General features: G+C 26.7%; 23 protein-coding genes and 3 tRNA genes. 19 read left to right on the plus strand and 7 right to left on the minus strand.

The window, feature by feature from the left end:
* The first annotated feature begins 198 nt into the window (after nucleotides 1-198).
* The 5 genes from I4U66_RS02420 to I4U66_RS02440 all read left to right on the plus strand — a co-directional run bounded on the left by I4U66_RS02420 (nucleotide 199) and on the right by I4U66_RS02440 (nucleotide 4655).
* Nucleotides 199-1113: an ABC transporter ATP-binding protein gene (locus tag I4U66_RS02420; RefSeq protein WP_195580975.1), complete on the plus strand. Its 915-nt coding sequence runs from the start codon at nucleotides 199-201 to the stop codon at nucleotides 1111-1113.
* The gene (locus I4U66_RS02425) at nucleotides 1113-2363 is read left to right on the plus strand and encodes an ABC transporter permease (protein ID WP_195928390.1); all 1251 of its coding nucleotides are present in this window, start codon (nucleotides 1113-1115) and stop codon (nucleotides 2361-2363) included. The genes I4U66_RS02420 and I4U66_RS02425 overlap by 1 nt, the downstream gene beginning before the upstream one ends.
* Before the next feature lie 372 nt (nucleotides 2364-2735).
* Nucleotides 2736-3203, plus strand: a complete 468-nt coding sequence (locus I4U66_RS02430; RefSeq protein WP_195928391.1) for a cyclase family protein — start codon at nucleotides 2736-2738, stop codon at nucleotides 3201-3203.
* Nucleotides 3204-3788: 585 nt separating this feature from the next.
* The gene (locus tag I4U66_RS02435; RefSeq protein ID WP_166505144.1) at nucleotides 3789-4268 is read left to right on the plus strand and encodes a hypothetical protein; all 480 of its coding nucleotides are present in this window, start codon (nucleotides 3789-3791) and stop codon (nucleotides 4266-4268) included.
* 219 nt (nucleotides 4269-4487) lie between these two features.
* Nucleotides 4488-4655: a hypothetical protein gene (locus I4U66_RS02440; RefSeq protein ID WP_166505145.1), complete on the plus strand. Its 168-nt coding sequence runs from the start codon at nucleotides 4488-4490 to the stop codon at nucleotides 4653-4655.
* 253 nt (nucleotides 4656-4908) lie between these two features.
* Here the strand turns inward: I4U66_RS02440 and I4U66_RS02445 are convergent.
* The 5 genes from I4U66_RS02445 to I4U66_RS02465 all read right to left on the minus strand — a co-directional run bounded on the left by I4U66_RS02445 (nucleotide 4909) and on the right by I4U66_RS02465 (nucleotide 6856).
* A tRNA-Asn gene (locus I4U66_RS02445) sits at nucleotides 4909-4984 on the minus strand.
* Nucleotides 4985-5227: 243 nt separating this feature from the next.
* Nucleotides 5228-5303 (minus strand) — tRNA-Asn (locus tag I4U66_RS02450).
* 244 nt (nucleotides 5304-5547) lie between these two features.
* Nucleotides 5548-5623 (minus strand) — tRNA-Asn (locus tag I4U66_RS02455).
* Nucleotides 5624-5909: 286 nt separating this feature from the next.
* Entirely contained in the window at nucleotides 5910-6530 is a 621-nt protein-coding gene (locus I4U66_RS02460) for a DUF2812 domain-containing protein (protein WP_195928392.1), read from the minus strand.
* Nucleotides 6527-6856 carry a PadR family transcriptional regulator gene (locus I4U66_RS02465; RefSeq protein ID WP_166505147.1) on the minus strand — a complete coding sequence of 110 codons (330 nt, stop codon included), beginning with the start codon at nucleotides 6854-6856 and terminating at the stop codon, nucleotides 6527-6529. The genes I4U66_RS02460 and I4U66_RS02465 overlap by 4 nt, the downstream gene beginning before the upstream one ends.
* 270 nt (nucleotides 6857-7126) lie before the next feature.
* Here I4U66_RS02465 and I4U66_RS02470 point away from each other — a divergent pair, with 270 nt between their 5' ends.
* From I4U66_RS02470 to I4U66_RS02495, 5 genes are all read left to right on the plus strand, one after another.
* Nucleotides 7127-7747 carry a hypothetical protein gene (locus tag I4U66_RS02470; RefSeq protein WP_195928393.1) on the plus strand — a complete coding sequence of 207 codons (621 nt, stop codon included), beginning with the start codon at nucleotides 7127-7129 and terminating at the stop codon, nucleotides 7745-7747.
* Between the two features lie 63 nt (nucleotides 7748-7810).
* Nucleotides 7811-8002: a transcription initiation factor TFIIIB gene (locus I4U66_RS02475; RefSeq protein WP_195928394.1), complete on the plus strand. Its 192-nt coding sequence runs from the start codon at nucleotides 7811-7813 to the stop codon at nucleotides 8000-8002.
* Nucleotides 8003-8528: 526 nt separating this feature from the next.
* Nucleotides 8529-9167 (plus strand): hypothetical protein, encoded by a 639-nt coding sequence (locus tag I4U66_RS02485; protein ID WP_195928395.1) that lies wholly within the window; start codon nucleotides 8529-8531, stop codon nucleotides 9165-9167.
* 369 nt (nucleotides 9168-9536) lie between these two features.
* A complete protein-coding gene (locus I4U66_RS02490) occupies nucleotides 9537-9737 on the plus strand; it encodes a hypothetical protein (protein WP_166505150.1) in 201 nt (66 codons plus the stop codon).
* A gap of 209 nt (nucleotides 9738-9946) precedes the next feature.
* Nucleotides 9947-11137 carry a dicarboxylate/amino acid:cation symporter gene (locus I4U66_RS02495; RefSeq protein ID WP_195928396.1) on the plus strand — a complete coding sequence of 397 codons (1191 nt, stop codon included), beginning with the start codon at nucleotides 9947-9949 and terminating at the stop codon, nucleotides 11135-11137.
* Nucleotides 11138-11293: 156 nt separating this feature from the next.
* On the opposite strand, the gene I4U66_RS02500 is transcribed toward I4U66_RS02495, so the two are convergent.
* Together I4U66_RS02500 and I4U66_RS02505 are read right to left on the minus strand one after the other, a co-directional pair.
* Nucleotides 11294-11731, minus strand: a complete 438-nt coding sequence (locus I4U66_RS02500; protein ID WP_195928397.1) for an ImmA/IrrE family metallo-endopeptidase — start codon at nucleotides 11729-11731, stop codon at nucleotides 11294-11296.
* Between the two features lie 22 nt (nucleotides 11732-11753).
* A complete protein-coding gene (locus I4U66_RS02505) occupies nucleotides 11754-12158 on the minus strand; it encodes a helix-turn-helix domain-containing protein (protein WP_092926454.1) in 405 nt (134 codons plus the stop codon).
* Between the two features lie 203 nt (nucleotides 12159-12361).
* Here I4U66_RS02505 and I4U66_RS02510 point away from each other — a divergent pair, with 203 nt between their 5' ends.
* The 9 genes from I4U66_RS02510 to I4U66_RS02550 all read left to right on the plus strand — a co-directional run bounded on the left by I4U66_RS02510 (nucleotide 12362) and on the right by I4U66_RS02550 (nucleotide 20113).
* Nucleotides 12362-12562 carry a helix-turn-helix transcriptional regulator gene (locus tag I4U66_RS02510; RefSeq protein WP_092926452.1) on the plus strand — a complete coding sequence of 67 codons (201 nt, stop codon included), beginning with the start codon at nucleotides 12362-12364 and terminating at the stop codon, nucleotides 12560-12562.
* Between the two features lie 46 nt (nucleotides 12563-12608).
* Nucleotides 12609-13424: a BRO family protein gene (locus I4U66_RS02515; RefSeq protein ID WP_195928398.1), complete on the plus strand. Its 816-nt coding sequence runs from the start codon at nucleotides 12609-12611 to the stop codon at nucleotides 13422-13424.
* Nucleotides 13399-13788 carry a hypothetical protein gene (locus tag I4U66_RS02520; protein WP_195928399.1) on the plus strand — a complete coding sequence of 130 codons (390 nt, stop codon included), beginning with the start codon at nucleotides 13399-13401 and terminating at the stop codon, nucleotides 13786-13788. Before I4U66_RS02515 ends, I4U66_RS02520 begins: the two co-directional genes overlap by 26 nt.
* An 8-nt stretch (nucleotides 13789-13796) precedes the next feature.
* Complete coding sequence (locus I4U66_RS14915) at nucleotides 13797-14675, plus strand: DnaD domain protein (protein WP_195928400.1); 879 nt, start codon at nucleotides 13797-13799, stop codon at nucleotides 14673-14675.
* Nucleotides 14578-15345 carry an ATP-binding protein gene (locus tag I4U66_RS02530; RefSeq protein WP_195928401.1) on the plus strand — a complete coding sequence of 256 codons (768 nt, stop codon included), beginning with the start codon at nucleotides 14578-14580 and terminating at the stop codon, nucleotides 15343-15345. The genes I4U66_RS14915 and I4U66_RS02530 overlap by 98 nt, the downstream gene beginning before the upstream one ends.
* 259 nt (nucleotides 15346-15604) lie before the next feature.
* Entirely contained in the window at nucleotides 15605-17632 is a 2028-nt protein-coding gene (locus I4U66_RS02535; protein ID WP_195928402.1) for a type I restriction-modification system subunit M, read from the plus strand.
* Nucleotides 17632-18960: a restriction endonuclease subunit S gene (locus tag I4U66_RS02540; RefSeq protein WP_195928403.1), complete on the plus strand. Its 1329-nt coding sequence runs from the start codon at nucleotides 17632-17634 to the stop codon at nucleotides 18958-18960. The genes I4U66_RS02535 and I4U66_RS02540 overlap by 1 nt, the downstream gene beginning before the upstream one ends.
* A gap of 30 nt (nucleotides 18961-18990) precedes the next feature.
* The gene (locus I4U66_RS02545; protein WP_195928404.1) at nucleotides 18991-19155 is read left to right on the plus strand and encodes a DUF6979 family protein; all 165 of its coding nucleotides are present in this window, start codon (nucleotides 18991-18993) and stop codon (nucleotides 19153-19155) included.
* A gap of 250 nt (nucleotides 19156-19405) precedes the next feature.
* On the plus strand, nucleotides 19406-20113 hold the full coding sequence (locus I4U66_RS02550; RefSeq protein ID WP_195928405.1) for a hypothetical protein: 708 nt from the start codon (nucleotides 19406-19408) through the stop codon (nucleotides 20111-20113).
* Nucleotides 20114-20210 lie beyond the last annotated feature (97 nt).

A 20210-nucleotide genomic window follows, 5' to 3' on the forward strand; every position in this document is an offset into this window, starting at 1 on the left:
GAAGATGTTGAAATTCATGGAACTTATTTTATATATTACAATAAAAAATTGATAAAGTCAACTTAACTGATACTTTAAGAAGTTTCATGGGTAATTATAAAGTGTTTAGTGAATTAGATTTGTTAAGGGAAATAGTTGAATATAAATAATCGTTAATATACTATATAGTAGATAACATCTTTAAAGAGGGGAGAAAATATGAAGCTAGAAGTGAAGGATCTAAGAAAAAGTTTTTCAGAAAATGAAGTATTACATGGAATATCCTTTTCAGTTGAAAGTGGAAAGGCACTTGGACTATTAGGGAGAAATGGTGCAGGAAAAACTACAACAATTCGTATATTAATGGACGTTTTCAAGGCTAATTCAGGAGAGGTATTAATAGATGGAAAGAAGTTTAACCCAAGAGATTACCAGATAGGGTACCTACCAGAAGAAAGAGGATTATATCCTAAAAAGAAAGTTACAGAACAGATAGTTTACTTAGCTCAGTTAAGAGGTGCAGATGCTAAGAGAGCAAAAGAAAGTACAAAGATATGGCTTGAAAAATTAGGTATAGAAGAATATGCAAATAGAACATTAGAGAGTTTATCAAAAGGAAATCAGCAAAAGGTTCAATTAGCACAAACATTAGTATGTGATCCAGAAATAGTTATACTTGATGAACCATTTAGTGGATTAGATCCAGTTAATTCACAGATACTTAAAGATACTGTGAGAGAATTAATAAATCAAGATAAACTAGTAATATTTTCTAGCCACCAAATGAGCTATGTTGAAGAGTTTTGTGAAGAAATAGCTATTTTAAATAAAGGTGAGATTGTGCTGAGTGGAAATCTTAAAGAAATAAAAAAAGAATTTGGTAACAATAGATTAATACTAAGTGCAGAGAATTTTACATTAAATGATTTAGAATCTATATGTAAAGATAAGTTTAAGGAATTAGTAACGGTAGATGAAGTTAAAAAGGATTATTTAATATTAGTGCTAAATGAAAATACAACGAAAAACCAACTTTTAGAAAGTATATTAAAAGAAAATATAGATATAGAGAAGTTTTCTGTATATGAACCAGACTTAACAGATATATTTGTAAAGAAAGTAGGTGAAGAGTAATGAAACAATTTTTCACAGTACTAAAATTTGAACTTGGAAACTACTTTCATAAAAAATCTTTTATAATAAGTACTATAATAATTTCATTAGTAATGATAATTGGATTATCCCTACCTAATTTTATAGATATGTCATCTATATTGCCAATAGGAAATAAAGGTGAAGCTAAAGTAGAGGATCTTATAGAAGAAGATAAAACTAATTTTGCAATATATGATGAAAAGAATATTATTCCTAATAAAGGAGAGCTAAAGACTTATTTTCCAAACTCATATTGGAAAGTGGTAAAAAATAAAGATGAATTAGATAAGTTAGTTGAAAATAAAGATGTAGAAGCAGGTTTTAATGTTAAAAATCCAACTGAGTATGATTATGTTGTTCAAAATACTAAGTTTAATGATGAAAATAAGTATATATTTGATGAACTTTTACAAAAAGAGTATAGAAAAAATAAAATTACTAGCGAAGGAATGGATTTTAATAAGGTAGATGCAATTTATAATACCAAAATAGCAGCTAATGTTGAAATACTAGGCAAAGATAGTGCAAATAATTATTTTTATGCTTATATACTAATCTTCGTTATATATATGATGATTTTAATGTATGGTCAATTAATTGCCATGGGAATAACTGCAGAAAAAAGCAATAGAGCAATAGAAGTATTAGTTACAAGTACAAATACAAATAATTTAATATTTGGTAAAGTTATTGCAGGTGCAATAGCAAGTATAATACAAGTTGGAGTAATAATGTCATCAGTACTTATTGCATATAAGGTAAACAGTGAAGCCTGGAATGGAATATTAGATAATTTATTTAAAATTCCACCAGAATTAATAGCTACATTTGCTATATTTGGAATATTAGGTTACCTATTCTATTCATTTATATTTGGAGCATTGGGAGCTTTAGTATCAAAGACAGAAGACATAGGGTCAAGTGTTGGACCTATAATGATGATATTTATTGTAGTATTTATGATTAGTATATTTGGATTAACTAATGGAGATAGTACACTAATAAAGGTTTGTTCATACATACCATTTGCATCTCCAATGACAATGATAGTAAGAGTTGCAACAGGAGCTGTTACATCAGTAGAATTTATAATATCTGCATTAATATTAATAGTATCAACAGTATTAGCAGGAATAGGTGGTGCTAAGATATACAGAATGGCTACTTTAATGTATGGAAATCCAATAAAACTTAAAAATGCTCTAAAGTGGCTTAAAAGTGAAAAGTAAATATTAAAATAGGAGAAACTAGGCTTTAAGCCTAGTTTTTCTTTATAAGATTTTGATAAATATAATTTTATGTAATAGTATTGTTTATAAAATCATCTGCTTTAGTGGACATATTATTAAGTTTTAGTTTTGACATAATTAAATTAACAATTGTTATATAGTTAATTAAATTTTATAAGTATTAGTGGTAAAATATAAGTTAACTAAATATTAGAAATGGAGTTTTATATGATAGTAGATATAACACAAACAACTCAAATTGGAAAAGTATATAGAGTGGGTTCAAAGCCATTGGAAGTAGAGCATGTGAAGAGATATTCTAGAAGTGGAAATGAATATACTACAATTAATTTTTCTTGAGATATTCACAACATGGGAACTCACATAGATGTAATGGGAGCAGATGTAGTAATAGAAAATAATAGATTGATATCAGAAGGTATAAAGTTTGATGTTTCTAATGTAGAGAATAGACAGGTTAAATTAAGTGATTTAGATATTTCTCGTATTAAAGAGGGAGTATATGTATTCTTTCAAATTAACTGGGATGATTATCTAGATGATGATAAAAAATATAGTAATCATCCTGAAATTTCTATGGAGGTAATTGAATATCTAGTGAATAAAAAAGTTAATATGATAGGTATAGATACTTTAGGTTTAGGTTTGAAAAGAAACCACGGTATTATAGATGAGTACTTAGCAAAAAATAAAATCTATGCTATAGAAAACTTATGTAATTTAAAAAGTATACCTGATGAAAATTTTAAAGTATATTGCTTACCTATAAAAGTAGAGGGTATAGATGCTCTTCCAACTAGAGTGCTAGTAGAATTTTAAAATGAGTACGATATAAATTAGTTTAATTTATTTTGAACTAACAGAGTAGTAATCTAAAATTATTATGTTTTTGTGTTAAGTTATTATATAAATTTAAGTGATTGTCTTATTTGTGTTTCTGACATCATCTCTTTTAGTGGACACTTCATAAACTGTAAATTCTGTTATAATTAAATTAACAATTGTTATATATTGCAATAAAAGATTGAAAGGGGAAATTATTGTGAGAGATTGTATTGAATGTAATCATAAGTTTACATTTTATGATAGATTAAAATGTTTTTTTAGTTTAGAAGGACATTTGAAATGTTCAAAATGTAACTCAATTTATAAATCTAAAGCAAATGTATATAGGGGAATATACATTTTTATTATTACTATGTCAAATATATTTGTATTTAATAATATCATTACTTTAAATGACTTTATGCTAAAATTTAAATTGCAAATATTAATATTATTTATAACTATTCCTTTGTTTGATTTATTACCTCATAGGTTGCATAGATACGAAAAGATTAATTAGAAATTGTTATATATTATGAATTATATAATAGGCTATACAGTATTATACAAGGGGGAAAAATGAATTCGAAGAAAAACAAGATAATCCTAATATTAGGTTTGATAATAATTATTATGTTTATTGTTATAAAAGTATTTGTAAAAAGTAATGAAGAGTTTGGTGGAGCAGTAATAAGTGGAAGTATTGGTGCACTTAACCTTGATAAAAATGAAAACATCTCAAAAGAAGATGAAGAATATATCATTAGGGTTTGTTTCACAAAACGAAAAAATGGTATAGATATAAACTCAGAAAATGCTAGAAAATTAGGAAAACCAACAAATACTATGTCCTTATTTTTATATAATAAAATTGAGGGAGTATCAAGTAGAGTCCATCGTTATAATTTATGGATAGGTAATAAAATAGGATATATTCAAAATATTAAAGATAATAAAGTTTATATATTGAGTAGTGATGAAAATAAATTCTTTATAGATCAATACTTGAAATTTCATAGTATTGAAGAAGTAAAAAGTATGATATCAAATGAGTTCTGATTTAGATTATAATTTTGTTATATTACGAATTAAGAAATCTAGAAGTTTAAATAATTAGTAATTCATAATATAGCATTTTTATTTAAATACTTATTTCCTAGCATGGGAGCGATAGGAATTGGATATCTTTTAGGTAAAACATTTCTTATTTTTAAGAGTAAGATAAGTTTTAATAAATAATATATTTATATATAAGTAGAAAAATAGGAGGGGTATAATGTGAATTACTTTGAACATTCATATTATCTAGGTATATTAATGATAATTGCAGGCTTGATTATGAGATATGGTGCTGGGGAAAGACCTAATTCATCAGGTTATAAAACATGGACTTCTTGTAAAAATGGCACTAAAAGGAAAAGAAAAAATCATGTTAAGTTTATATAGTTAAATTATAATTAAATATATATTTTGAAGGTGTGAAAGTATGGAAATATGGGATGTTTATGATAAAGATAGAATTAAAACTGGTGAAACAATGGTAAGATGTAGCTAATTTGCGGCTGAAAGATTGTATGGATATTCATTGTAAAAATGTGAATAAAAAGTAGGAGTATATAAGTAGGTATACAATTACTTTTTTGTTATTAAAACATAGCCAAATAAAAAAACTCTTAGTCAAAACTAAGAGTTTTTAAAGTGGCGGGAATAACAGGGCTCGAACCTGTGACCCATTGATTAACAGTCAATTGCTCTACCAACTGAGCCATACTCCCATATATTTTGGATGGGGTAAAAATTTTAACCTGTCCGTTGCAGTTATTATTTTAACCAGTTTATTAAATTTTATTAATATTTTTTAAAAATTATTTAACTATTATAAAATATTTATAAATAGCTTTAATATACAAAAGAGAATTATGTTAATTAAACTTTGGTGACCCTTTATATAATATAATTGATAAAATATTTAAATAGCCAAATAAAAAACTCTTAGCCGAAACTAAGAGTTTTTAAAGTGGCGGGAATAACAGGGCTCGAACCTGTGACCCATTGATTAACAGTCAATTGCTCTACCAACTGAGCCATACTCCCGTATATTTTGGATGGGGTAAAAATTTTAACCTGTCCGTTACAGTTATTATTTTAACCAGTTTATTAAATTTTATTAATATTTTTTTTAAATTATTTAACTATTATAAAATATTTATAAATAGTCTGTGATATACAAAATGGAATTATGTTAATTAAACTTTGTTGACTCTTTATATAATATAATTGATAAAATATTTAAATATCCACTTTAAAAACTCTTAGCCAAAACTAAGAGTTTTTAAAGTGGCGGGAATAACAGGGCTCGAACCTGTGACCCATTGATTAACAGTCAATTGCTCTACCAACTGAGCCATACTCCCATATATTTTAGATAGGGAAGAAAATTTTTACCTGTCTGTTACAGTTATTATTTTAACCAGTTTATTAAATTTTATTAATAATTTTTTTAAAATTATTTATATAAGAATTTAAATAATTTAGAATGAAAATACGAAAGTGGAAAAAGTTAAAACAATAATAAAAGTAGCTATATCACAGTAACTAAAATTGATTTAGTCAGGTGGTATAGCTATGTGATAAATTTAATTATATATAGTTTAAACTTTATATCATATATAACTCTTTTATAACTCTTTTAATATTGAATTATTCATAAAGCTTTTTATCTTTTTTATATTTCTTTACTAAGTTAAAGTATTTTATAGTTTGTATTCCTAAAAATAGAGTAATTAAAATTAATCCCCATAATAGAGTATTTAATAATAAATGATTAGAAGCTTTGTATTTACTTACAAAAGTAATTATTGCAAGAAGTATAGTTGTAAATAAATACATATTTCGTATTGGAGTAAGATATTTTATTAAATCATCATTACTTGTGTGTAGGTTAAAATCCATTCCATCATTTTGCTTTTCTAATATTAGTAATTCTTTGTTAAAACTTCCTGGGGAAGTTGCAATTTTACCGCCATTACTCCATGGTCTAAATTTCATTTTTCCAAATGACCAATTTATATTTATATTCTTTATAAAACTTTTATATCCAATATCATCTTCTAAAAAATTCTTATATTTTTTTATTTCAGAGTTTGATTTATCAGCAACAAATTCAACGCAGTATATATATTCTGATGGATTGCATTTTTCAAACTCATAGGTTAATTTTCCTACCTTAACAAGTCTATATCCATGTTTAGCCATTTGATTTAACCATTTTTCTTGACCCTCTAAAAAATCAAAGAAATACTTAAACACTATTTTTTTCATATTTTATCATCCCCTACTATTTTTAAAGAGATATTAAGAACATCATTTAATCGTGCAATTTCATTTTCAACTACGATTTTACCTTTAGATGTTATTAAATACTCCTTTTTCCTACTATCATCTTTACTTTCGTATGGCTCTATCCATCCTTTTTTTAACAAAGTATTAATAGCTCCATAGAGAGTCCCAGCCCCTAATGATAAACGACCACTTGTTTTTAATTCTATAAATTGCATAATCCCATAGCCATGGTTAGGCTTGTAAAGTGCTAATAGGATAAAAAGTGTCGTTTCTGTTAAAGCACCACCTTTTACATTATCTCTCATTTTATGTCTCCTTTATTACAGTAACCTTTATTACGTTTACTGTAATAAAATTATATCAGTAAACGTAATAATTAACAATAAAATTATATCTTTATTAAGGTTTACATTAATCTTATGTATATTATCATTTTAAAGATATAAGATAACAAGTTAAAGTCAATTATGTTGAAATATACAAATAGTTATAACATATAGTATAATTATGTATATTATTTGTTTACAATTATTATATAACACAAAATAAAAAATAATAGTAAGGGGGTATTTAAAATGATAAGTGAAGATACTAATGAATCTTGGTCTATTAGAACATCTAAGGATGAGTTATTAAACTTTATTATATTTACTGGGTGTATGTATAATTTAATTGATAATGAAAACTTTAATGAATCAAATACACCTTGGCCAACTAATCTATCAAATCTAGTTTTCGATGATTTACATATTGAAAAGCTAAAATCACAGTGGAAATTATGGTTTAATGGAGTTATAGAAGAAAGGTGTAATAATATTAACCATAATAGAATGAGTATACTTGTTAGTGAAATATATAATGTAGATAATTTTTTAGAGCTGGAATATATTGAGCTTAGGGAATGCTGTAAAAAAGCATATCCATATTTCATTGAGTGGTGGGATATGCAAGCTGGAGGTAAAAGTGCGATTTCTTACTATGAAATTATGGTAGAAAATAGATTTTGTGATTATATAGATGAATTAAGATGTGAATTAAATAGAAAAGTTAAGGGATTTAATCTTTATATAGATATAGTATATACGGGAGTACCAGATGTACTAGATGTAAATGATGAATATATTGTAATAACTCCAAATGGATATATGTATTTAACTAAGGATTGGTGGATGAGAAAATTAGCTAAATTAGCATAATAAATACTGAACAATTTTAATATAATGCTAATTTAAATAAGACATATTTTAGGGGGATTATCAATGGATTTAGAAAAATGTCCATTATGCGAATGTAATGAAATTGGAGAAGGTAGTTTTGTAGGTTATGGTGGATTAATTAATTCGAATAGTTTAATTCCTAAAACACAAGAAGTAGTAGCTAGTGTATGTACAGAATGTGGATATATAATAGCTATGAGAGTTTTAAAATCTAATAAATTTAAGAAGAAATAATAATATATAGGTTAAAAACTATCCATAAAAAATTAAATGTATGTTATTATAAACTTTATTATTAAATGAAGGGCTAAGAGATATGAATAAGATTTTAATGATAGAAAAAACTAAGAAGTTTGTAAAGAACAAACTATATGGTGAAGGAAGTGGACATGATTGGTTTCACATAGAAAGGGTTTATAACTTAGCTAAATATTAAGCAGAAAAAGAAATAGCAGAAAAAAGACATAAATTTATGGAAGAGTTTTTAAATGAGTTTTACGATGAATGGAGTTTTAGTGGACAAAGTGTTAAATAGAGGGGGTATAAAATGACTACATATTTTTTTACAATTCCATACGGGGCAATTGCAGTATTTGGTATATTGATAGCTGGAGTTGGCTTATTTTTATATAATAAAAATAAGCATAAAAAGTAAACTAATAGAGGATTTAAAATATTTTTATCTTTAGGGATTATCATTTAGGAAATATTTTAAATAATATATATAAATAGGAATTTACATAAGAAAGTGAGTTAGACAGTGATAAAATTTTTAGAACAAATAAGAATTCCTAAGTATGATTTGACGACTTCAAAAAAGATAATAAATTCAATCATAATTTTTTTTCTTGGAATTGGACTTGGAATTTTTTCAAAGTGGCTAGATACTTTATCTATAGATGATGGTATTTGGTGGCAACATATTTTAGGTATACTCGATTTAGGAAATGTATTCTCTTTACTTGGAGTGTGGATTTTAATAGCAGTATGTATATCTATTTTTAGTAATACACCTTTACGAGCAGGCATTAATGTATTTTTATTCTTTTTAGGTATGTGTGTTAGCTATCATCTATATAGTATTATTTTTGCAGGATTTAATCCTATGAATTACATGATGATATGGTATGCAGTAACAATTATTTCTCCATTATTGGCATTTGTTTGTTGGTATGCTAAAGGAAATGGAATTGTACCATTTATGATTAAGGTATGTATAATTACAGTTATGATATTATGTTCTTTTAGTATAGGAATGTGGTATTTTGATTTTACAAGTATAATAAATACAGTGTTTTTTATAACTATATTAGTTGTTTTATACGATACTCCAAAGGGATCTATATATAGTTTAATGACTTCTATAGTATTGGCATATTTAATCAGATTATTTATATAGTTAAAATAGCTAGATATTAGGTAATTCCCATAGGTCTAGCTATTTTTATTGCTTGTTTATCATGTAATTATTTAAGATAGTTAAAAAATAAAATATTAAAAAGCATATGGAGATATAAATACTAAATCATTAACAAATTATTTCTTTTAGTGGACAGTTGTTTAACTATAAGTTCTGCTATAATTAAATTATCAATTGTTATATATTACAATAAAAGGTTGAAAGGGGAAACTATTGTGGTAAATTGTACTGAATGTAATCATAAGTTTACATTTTATGATAGATTAAAATATATTTTAAAAAGGACAAAAACAAAGTAAATGATGCTCAAAAAATGTTTTTTGTTAATATTCAAATGGAGGAGATAGTATGAGAAAGTGTTTAAGATGTAATGAAACTATGGTTGAAGATTACATGTTGAAAACTGAAAATTTTACAGCTCAAGCTTCAGTGTTATTAGGAAAGGGAAGTGGAGTTTTTTCAGATACAAAAGGAAAAGTAAAGGCTACTGTTTGTCCAAATTGTGGTGAGATTTCAATATTTTTTGATAAGTTAGATAAAATTAAGTAGTTTATTTATTTAATATATTGTGAGCTTACAGGGTAGTAATCTAAATTTATTACTCTGTTTTTGTGTATCTGATTTAATATTATAGAAATACTTAAATTTTGTTGAATATTAAGTACTAGTTTGCTATCATTTGTGTTGATGATGATAATATTTTGTCATACTAAATATTTTATTTTAAAAATTTATTCATATTAAAAGGGGGATTTATTATGAAAAAGATTTTCGATAGCTTAATATTTAAGCTAGTACTAGCAGTTACTATTGGTCTTATAGTTGGATTTATATCTTCAGAGTCCGTAATGAACGTAATAGTTACTCTTAAATACGTTTTAGGTCAGGTTATATTCTTCTCAGTTCCATTAATAATCATTGGATTTATAGCTCCATCCATAGCTAAATTAAGACATAATGCTTCTCAATTATTAGGATTTGCAATTGGTTTTGCTTACATATCATCAGTAGGTGCAGCAGCATTTTCTGCAATATTTGGTTACATATTAATTCCAAAGTTATCAATCGCTTCAACTACAGGGTCTTTACGTGAATTACCAGAACTTATCTTTCAATTAGACATACCTCAAGTAATGCCTGTTATGAGTGCTTTATTTTTATCTATAATAGTTGGTTTAGCTGTAACTTGGACTAAAGCTGACTTAGTTGAAAAATTTCTAAATGAGTTTCAAAATATAGTTTTAAGCTTGGTTAATAAAGTTGTAATACCTATATTACCTTTCTTTATAGCTACAACATTTGCTAGTTTAGCATATGAAGGTTCTATAACTAATCATCTTCCAGTATTCTTAAAAGTTATAGTTATTGTACTTATTGGTCACTTTATATGGATGTCAGTATTATACCTTATTGCAGGTATGATGTCAGGAAAAAATCCAATGGAAGTTATAAAATATTATGGTCCAGCTTATTTAACAGCTGTTGGAAGTATGTCCTCTGCTGCAACATTACCTGTAGCACTAGAATGTGCTAAGAAGTCTAAAGTTTTAAGAAAAGATATATTAGATTTTTCTGTTCCACTTTGTTCAAATATACATCTTTGTGGTTCTGTTTTAACTGAAGTATTCTTTGTAATGGTTGTATCTCAAATTCTTTATGGTCATCTTCCAAGTGTTGGGAATATGGTTTTATTTATATTATTACTTGGAGTATTTGCAATAGGTGCACCTGGTGTTCCTGGGGGAACAGTTATGGCATCTCTTGGATTGATAACTAGTGTTCTTGGATTTAATGAAACTGGAACAGCTCTTATATTAACTATATTTGCTCTTCAAGATAGTTTTGGAACAGCTTGTAATGTTGTTGGAGATGGTGCGTTGACTCTTATGCTTACTGGGGTTGCTGATAAGAAGAATATAAAGAGTGATGATAAATCTTTTAATTTATAGTTAATTTAATTATTTTACAAATGTAATCAAGCCTTGCTAGGTGCATTTTTGTATAAGGCTTAATCTCTATTTTGCGTTCAAAAATACATATCTTTTTATATTCAGTTATTACAAATAAAGAGGGCTAAAATTAGCCCTCTTTATTATTTATAAAATTTACTTATTAAGATTATTGTACTTATGCTCAACTAATTCATAAGAAACACATTCACACTTTGAAATTTCCTCTAAAGAATAACCATAATACTCACTAAATATATTATCATCTAAAAGTATTTCAGCAGCAAATTTATTAGCTTGTTTTTCTAGTTTATCCTTAGATTGAAGTGTATTTCTAGATATAAATAATATATTTTTATCTTCATGAAGTATAGCATGACCAAGTTCATGAGCTGCTACTAAGTTAACTTCCTCATCACAAAGACGACTAGAAATACATATAACTTTCTCACCAAATTCTTTAGTATAATATCCTCTAAGATTTCCCTTAAGAGGATAGCGAATATACAGTATATCTAAATAATCCATAAGTTCAAAAGGATTATTAGTTTTATATTTATTTATAAGCTTTTTAGCTTCATATTTAGCATTCATAAAATCTCCCCAATAATATTAATTATTTTCCCCTTAGTTTTGACTCTTGCTTTTTCTTAGCTAAAGTAAGAACAACCTCCATTGATTGTAAAAAACTATCTAGCTCTTCATCAGTCATAGGCTCACCATCAAACATTAAACTACCATGAGCTCCAATCTTTTTAAGCATTTTATCCATTTCTAATTTAACATCAGCTATTCCTTCATCTGATAAGTAGTTTTTATCATCAGTTCTAGCAAACAAATAATCAGTAGAAACATTAAAATAATTTGCTAATTTATTTAAAGTTTCACCTTTTGGTTCTCTTATTCCATTTTCATATCTAGATAGAGTTACCTTAGTGGTATCTAATTCTTTAGCTAACTCTTCAAGAGTCAACCCTCTTTCTTTTCTTAAAGCTTTTAATCTCATAGATAAAGTTTCCATTTTTTCACCCACCTTAATTTAATTATAGCAGAAGTAGTCCAAATGTATAACAAAATTATCTAAAAATACAACTTGTTACCATATTTTTACCTTTTGGATAAAAACATGTTGATATTTTACCTAAAGGGTAATACTATTAAATTATCAAGGGAAGTTACCAAAGTTTAAATAAAAATAATCATAAAATATATAAAGGAGTAAATATGGGATATAAAAGAAACTTAAAGGGGTTAAGGGTAAGTAAAGGATTTACACAAAAGGAGATAGCTAAACTTATACATATGTCAAAAGTAACTTATGTAAAAAAAGAAAATGAGAAAAGCTCATTTACAGTTTATGAAGCATTAGATTTAGCTAAAATACTTGGAGTTAGTGTGGAAAGCATATTTTTAGGTAACAAATAAATTATCTAAATATGAAATAAATTTTAATTAAAAAATGGGGGATAAAATGTTTGATTTAAAGGTATTTAAAAGTAGTGAATATGGAGAAATAAGTGTAGTATTTGAAAACAATAAAGAATACTTTGAAGCAACTAAAGTAGCACAAATACTAGGATACACTAATCCTAGAAAAGCAATAAGAGATCATTGTGATAAAGATATGGGGACAATTTATAGGGCAAAAGTAATAACTGGAAAGAATAAAGATGGAAGTTTAAAAACTAAAAATATAAATAAAAAATTTATAGATGAAGCAAATCTATATAGGCTAGTATTAAAATCTAAACTACCTAGTGCAAAGAAATTTGAAAAGTGGGTAGTAGAAGAGATTTTACCAAGCATAAGAAGAAATGGGGGATATATGAGTGATGAAACAGTAGATGAAATACTTAAAAATCCAGAATTTCTATTAAAACTAGCTCAAAAATTAAAAGGTGAAAAAGAAAAAGTAAAAGCACTAAATAAAGCTATAAAAGACTTTGAACCATATATAAAAATAGGACAAGTAGTAGGGGAATGTGAAGATGCTATAAGTATAGGGGCATTTGCTAAAATGCTAAATTCACTAGGAATAGATATAGGAAGAAATAGACTTTTTTATTGGTTTAGAGTAAATGGATATATTATGAATCAAGGAGATGAAAATCAACCAAAGCAAAAGTATGTAGAACAAGGACTATTTAAAACTCGTCAGTATGTAGTAAATACAAATAATGGTCAAAAGATAAAAGTAACTACTTATATAACAGGGAAAGGTCAAAAATATTTTATAAAAATTATAGGGGAGGAATTTGGATATGAGAAAAATTACAGATTTCATTAAGAAAAAAGAAAAAGAGGTAAATCTACCATTTGGAAGTGATGAGTTTGGGAAGTTTTTAAAAGAAACCTATAAAGATACTTTAAATGAAGTAGTGGTGCTAGATGATGGTCTATATGAAAAAATAGAAAAGTACAATAGCATAGTAGATAATATAAACAAGCTTGAAAAAGAAAAAAAGACAATAGAACATATTATTCAAAGTGAAATGAGAGAGTATGAAACAGCATTTTGTAAAGATAGAAAAATAACTTGGAAGAAAGTAATTAAAAATAGTATAGACACTAAAAAATTAAAAGTAGATTATCCAGAAATAATTAAAAATTATACAAAAACAAGTACATCTAGAACTTTTAGAATGAAGTAGGTGAGGTTGTGGCAATATTTAGAAAGATACATACACAGTTTTGGAGAGATGATAAAGTATTAGAAGAATATACTCCAGAATGTAAAATATTTATGGTCTATATTCTTAGCAATCAAAATACTACTCAAATAGGAATATATAAAATAACTAAAAAACAGATAGCCTTTGAACTAGGCTATTCTGTTGAAACTATAAATACTTTAATGGACATATTTATAAATAAATACAAAACTATAAAATATAATGAAGAAACTAGGGAATTGGCCATTAAACATTGGGGAAAGTACAACCTAGATAGAACTGGAAAGCCAATGATGGATTGTATAAATAAAGAGTTAAAAGAAGTAAAAGATAAATCACTTATAAAATATGTAAGTGAGAGTATACCTAAAAAAGAAATAAAAGATTTGTTTGATATGTATAGCAATGGCGACTCGTACCACCATACGTATAACGAGTCGTATGAAAATATAGGACAAGAAAAAGAAGAAGAAAAAGATAAAGAAGAATATAAAGAAGAAGAAGTAAATGATGTAGGTAGGTATGCTAAATTATATGAAGAAAATATAGGATTTGTAAATCAATTAGTTAGTGAGTGGCTAATTTATATAAGTGAAAATATAGATATAGAATTATTTAAAAGAGCTATAGAAGTAGCTATTGATAGAGGACATGTTAATAAAGGATATATAAATGGCATTATAAATAAGTGGATAACTAATAATATAAGAAGCTTAAAGGATTTAAATGCTTATGAAGTAAGTTCTAAAAACAAAGGGGATAGGATAAATGGAAAGAGTAGATGTATCAAAGAACTTGAAGACGAGCCAATATATCAAAAGCCAAGTAAAGAACAAATCAGAGAAATACAAAGACTCCTACAATGAGTATAGATGTGTTAAGTGTAGAGATTTAAAATTTATAATAGAAGATAATACTGCTATACCCTGTGAGTGTAGGGCTTTAAGAGAGTGTGAAGATATATTAAAAAATAGTGGTATAAGTAATGAGTTTAGAAAAAAGACTTTTAAAAACTTTAACTATGCTTATGATGTTCAGACAATAGATGCTTATTACAAGGCCTTAAGTTATAAAAAGAATTTTAAAGATATAGAAAAGACTAGACAAAACTCTATAATATTTATGGGTCAAGTAGGAAGTGGAAAGACTCATTTATCTCTAGCTATCAGCAATGATTTGATGGATAGTGGGGTAGGGGTTTTGTATATGCCATATAGGGATGTTATTATATCTCTTAAGCAAAATATTATGGATGAGGAGTATTATAGAAAAGCTGTTGGCAGGTATAAAAGGGCTAGGGTACTACTTATTGATGATTTGTTTAAGGGTGGGATTAGTAAAAGTGATATAAATATTGTATTTGAGATTGTTAATTATAGATACTTTAATAATTTGCCAATGATTGTAAGTACGGAAAAGAGCTTTGATGAGCTTGTTGAAATTGATGAGGCTATTGGTAGTAGGATTATTGAGATGAGTAAGGATTACTTGGTGAGTGTTAAGGGGAAAAGATTAAATTATAGGATATATGGATAAGGAGGAACGAATCGTTCCTCTTTGTTTACTTATGTTGGTTTTTTTATTATTATATAAATGATAAGTATTTAAATAGGATTTATTTAAATGGTTGACAGGTGTTCGACTTATCTCGTCTCCAACATTGAAATCCACGAAAAAGATATTGTTTAAACAGTCAGTATGTTTTTTTGCATTCTTGAATGATATAATTATGATATAAATTAATGAAAAATATAATATAAATTAACGAAAAATTTTATAAAAGGAGATAGTATAAGTGAACATAGATAAGAATTTCAATCATGTTGCATTTTTATGGAACATAGCAGAAAGTTTAAGAGGAACATATAAAGAAGAAGATTATAGAAAAGTAATGTTACCACTGATAGTAATAAGAAGATTTGATTGTCTACTAGATGATTATAATAGAGAAACAATAAAATCAGTATACTCAGAATATGACTTCTTACCAGAAGAAGAAAGAGATGAAGTTGTAATAGTAGATTTAAAAGAAAATCATAATATAAACTTACAATTCTATAATGTAAGTGATTTTACATGGAAAAATCTATTAGATGATAGTGAAAATATAAAATCAAACTTTGAAGAATACCTAAATGGATTTTCTAACAATGTAAAAGAAATAATAGGTAAATTCAAATTTAAAGATGAAATAAACCAACTAGACAAAAAGGACAAACTATATGCAGTTTTAAGCAAAATGTATGAAGTAGATCTTCACATAAACGCTGTATCTAACAATAAAATGGGATACATCTACGAAGAAATGTTAAGAAGATTTACGGAAAACTCAGCAGCAGGAGAACAATACACTCCAAGAGAAGTTATAAAACTTTGTATGGAAATGCTATTTATGGGTAAAGAAAACTTCCTTACAGAAGAAGGAAAAGTAATATCAATAGCAGACTTCTGTTGTGGTACTGGGGGTATGCTTTCAATAGCTGAAGAATATGTAGAAAAAATAAACCCAAGTGCAATAGTAAACGTATATGGACAAGAATTACTAGACGAATCTTTTGCAATATGTCAGGCAGATATGCTAATGAAAGGACAAAGCCCAGATAATATAAGACTTGGAAATACTCTAACTCAAGATAGATTTAGTGGAGAAAAAATAAGATTTTTAATATCAAATCCTCCTTTTGGTGTAACTTGGAAAGATGAAGAAAAGAAAGTAAAAGAAGAAGCTGACTTAGGCTTTGATGGAAGATTTGGAGCAGGTACTCCAAGAGTAAGTGATGGTTCATTACTTTTCTTACAAAACATGATAAGCAAAATGTATGATGATGAAGATGGAAGTAGAATAGCTATAATATTTAACGGAAGTCCATTATTTACTGGAGATGCAGGAAGTGGAGAAAGTAATATAAGAAAATATATAATAGAAAATGATTTATTAGAAGGTATAATAGCACTACCTACTGATATGTTCTACAACACAGGTATAGCAACATATATATGGGTGCTTACTAATAAAAAAGAAGCTAAAAGAAAAGGTAAGATTCAATTAGTAAATGCTACTGAATATTATCAACCTATGAGAAAAAGCTTAGGAAACAAGAGAAAAGAAATAACTCTTGAACAAATAAAAGAAATAAAAGAGATATATATAAGCTTTGAAGAAAGTGAAAAAAGTAAAATATTTGATAATAAAGATTTTGGATATAGAAAAGTAACAATAGAAAGACCTTTAAAGTTAAGTTTTATAGTTAATGAAGAAGCTATAGAAAATGTTAAAAGTACTACTCAATTTATAAATCTTGCAGTTTCTAAGAAAAAAGATGAAGAAGTGAAGGCAATAGAAGAAGCTGAGGGAAGAATAAAACAAGAAAAATTATTAAAGCTTTTAGAAAGTTTTGATAGTGAATTTGAGTATATGGATAGAGATAAGTTTATTAAGGACTTAAAATCCAAATCTAAGGTATATGATATAGCATTATCTGCAGGACTTATAAAAGCTATAGTTAATGCTATTGGAGTAAGAAATGAAGATGCAGTAGTTTGCAAAGATACTAAAGGAAATATAGAAAGTGATAGTAGCTTAAAAGATACTGAAAGTATAGCACTTAAAGAAGATGTGTATGAGTATTTTGAAAAAGAGGTAAAACCTCATGTTGAAGATGCTTATATAGACGAAAGTACAATAAATAATATAGGGTATGAGATACCTTTTACTAGACATTTTTATAAGTATGAGGAACTTAGAGCTTTTGAGGATATTATGAAGGAGGTAGAAGAGTTGGAAAGTGAGATAGCACTAGAGATAAGGAAGGTGCTTGGGTAATGAAGTATAGATATAGAAATGAAAGTGAAATGAAGGATAGTGGAGTTGAGTGGATAGGTAAGATTCCTAAGGACTGGACTGTAAGTAGGATAGATAAAGAATTCAAAGTAAGAAATGAAAAAGTAAGTGATAAAGAATATCCACCGTTATCTGTTACAAAGAAAGGGATATTACCACAGTTGGAGAATGTAGCAAAATCAGATAATAGTGATAATAGAAAAATGGTATGTGTAGGTGATTTTGTTATAAATAGTAGAGCTGATAGAAAAGGGTCTTGTGGTGTTTCATCTTATGATGGTTCGGTTTCATTAATATGCAATGTACTAACATCAAAAAAGTTATGTCCTCAGTATGTTCATAGTCTATTTAGAAATTACTATTTTTCTGAAGAATTTTATAGATGGGGAAGTGGAATAGTTGATGACCTATGGTCTACTAACATTGAAAAAATGAAAAAAATTAGTATTCCAATTCCTTCAAAAAATGAAGATGAAAAAATAGCAAACTTTCTTGATGAAAAGACTTCACAATTTGACTTAATAATATCTAAAAAAGAAGAACTAATAAAAAAATTAGAAGAAGCTAAAAAGAGCCTTATAAGTGAGGTTGTTACTGGTAAGGTGAAGGTTGTTAAGACTGATGATGGATATGAGATAGTTAAGAGAAGTAGTGAAGAGATGAAGGATAGTGGAGTTGAATGGTTAGGGGATATACCTAAAGATTGGGAGTATGGACAACTAAAGTATCTGTGTGGTTATATTACTGATGGAGCGCATATTTCTCCAGAAATAGAAAATGGAGTATATCCATTTTTATCTGTCAAAGATTTAAAAAATGGACTCCTAGATTTTGATAATTGTTTACTTACATCTGTATCTAATTATGAATATCTTAAGAGAAATTCCTGCAATCCAAAACCAGGGGATGTTTTAATAAGTAAGGATGGTACTATAGGTAAAACTGTTACTATAGATTATGATAAAGATTTTGTAGTAGCATCATCATTAGTTATATTAACACCTATTAAAGGATTAGAATCTAAATACTTTGAATACTTGTTAAACTCAAATATATCTCAAGAACAGATAAGTAGCTTTATTAAAGGAGCTGCATTACCAAGAATATCTATAACTCATCTAAAAGAAATTTTTATAACATTTACTAGAGATATGAATGTTCAAAGATCAATAGTAGAGTATTTATCTCAAGAACTTGAAAGAGTAGATAATATTTTATATAAAATCAAACAACAAATAGAGAAATTAAAAGAAGCTAAACAAAGTTTAATAAGTGAAGCAGTTACAGGAAAAATAGAGATACTAGATTAACTTCTAGTATTTTCTACATAAGAAGGAAAAATGGTTAAATTCTCACAAGTAGCAATAAAATCTATAGAGATAATAACAAAAGAAAATATAGAATCTAGAGGTGAATGGCAAATAAGTGCAGGAGAAATATTTAAAGGAAGTCCTTTTTCTGTATCAAAAAATTGTCAAAAGAGTGTGATTTTAGTTCTGTGCTAAGAAGGACTCATAAAGGGAGTGCCAAAGGAAACTATACAGGTTCTGTAGAAACCAAAGAATATATATTAAATGGATTATAATATCTAAAAAATGATTTAACATTAGATAATAATCCAGTAAATATATGGAGTAAATTAGCAGATGAAAATAAGGCCACAACCAAAGAATGAATATATAATATGACTTTATAAAGAATGATGTACAAATATTGACTAGAGTGGAATAAAATATATATAACAGAGGGAGAACTATGGAGTTAATCACAAATTATAATGCAGAAATAATAAAAGATATCTTACTTAATGCCAATTTAGACAATATCATAGAATTAGAATATAAAAATATAAAGGCTAAAATAAGGATTGATGATGTAAGTGGATATGAAAAATCATTAGTATTTTTTGATAGAGATATGAAAATGTACAATTTTTTAAATAGTCAAAATACAGAAGATGAATATTCATGCCTTGAAATAAATGGAAGGCAAGAAGTAATCTATATAAATATTGGTGAGTGGGGACTAAGTGGTAACTATAGTTATAGAATTAAAAAAATGCATATAGCCTTAGGTGTAAGTACTAGCAAGTTTGGTAGTGCAAAGGAATATTTTTCACAACTAGAAATATCACAAGCTCTAGAAGAGGATAAGTATATATATCTAGTAAAAAATATATCTGATTTAGCAGGTAAAGGAGCTATAGCTAGGCTAAATAGCGGATTAAAAGATAAGAGCTCAAAATATGAGAGAAGAGATAGATTAGTAAAAAGGTTAAATAGTGAGATTAAATTTTTTGATAATAAAGAGTGGATGGTTATAAATAAAATAAGTAAAGAAGATTTAAACAAAGAAAAAAAGCATAATGATATCTTTTATAATATGATTAAAGACATAATAAACTACTCATTTACAATAGAAGATATCATTGCTGAAGATAAAATATTAGCTAGTGCAAGATAAATATATAATACAATGAACTTGCTAAAGTCTAAATATCTAGGCTTTAGTAAATTTAGCATGCAATAAAATATAAGTATATATGATATAATTAAATTGA

The sequence above is a fragment of the Romboutsia sp. D33t1_170424_H2 genome (genome assembly GCF_015669105.1).
In the GTDB taxonomy this organism is placed as follows: Bacteria; Bacillota; Clostridia; order Peptostreptococcales; family Peptostreptococcaceae; genus Romboutsia_C; species Romboutsia_C hominis.